The 852-nt window shown below is 62.7% G+C and carries 1 protein-coding gene; it reads right to left on the reverse strand.

The genetic code is table 11. The features are described 5' to 3' along the window. On the reverse strand, positions 1-852 hold an 852-nt coding region (locus tag EN786_RS35945), incomplete at both ends, for an ISAs1 family transposase (RefSeq protein ID WP_135910009.1).

Consider the following 852-nt stretch of genomic DNA (forward strand, 5'->3'; position numbering starts at 1 on the left):
AGGTTTTTGCGGTGAGGATGCGAGAGGAGATGTAGCATCGCCGCTCGACCCTGACCTCGGCGCCGGTCTCGATGCGGGTCTCGACCATGGCGATGGTGCTGAGGCCCTTGAAGCGCGGCTCGTCGGGATAGCGCCTTCTGCCACTCATCCAGTCGACACGCTGTGAGACGAGATGACGGCGCGTCTCGATGCGGCCATGGCCCTTCTCGACCTCGGTGAGCGCATCGATCTCATCGACGGGAGCGGCGTCGAAATAGAGCTGGATCTCGGCATGGGCGGTCTTCTGATTGTCCTTGGTGGCCAAGAGATAGTCACCGCCGAGATCGACGATCGTCTCGGCGATGTCGGACTGGCAGCCCATGGCGTCGATGGAAACGAGACTACCCGCCAGCGCTCCGGACGCGGCCAGTTTCTGCAGCAGCAAGGGAATGGCGGTGATCTCGTTGGACTTGTCGGCCACCGCCCGTTGCCCCAGCACGAGGCTGTGGGTTGTCGCATAGGCCGAGACCAGGTGCAGCGCCGCCTGTCCACGCCCGCGATCGTGGCTGCGGCGTGAGGTCTTGCCATCGATGGCGATCTGGCCGACTGCTTCGGGCAGACGCTCGGCAACGAAGGCAAGAAAGCAAGAAGCGAACAGGTCCGGTCCGATCCGGTTCATCACCACCCGCAGCCAATCCGCGCAGGGAATGCTGAAATGGTAGGGCTGCAGACGCCGCAGGAAGTCGAGATGCCTGTTCCCCCACAGAACGATGTCGTCATAGTCGTCGCAGGCCGCCATCGTGCCGCAGACAACCAAAAGCAGCACCTCGCTCAGCGGATACATCACCTTGCAGGACTGGCGATTGTCCTTGA

Origin of the sequence: Mesorhizobium sp. M4B.F.Ca.ET.143.01.1.1 (assembly GCF_004792275.1) — a bacterium.
GTDB classification, from domain to species: Bacteria; Pseudomonadota; Alphaproteobacteria; order Rhizobiales; family Rhizobiaceae; genus Mesorhizobium; species Mesorhizobium abyssinicae.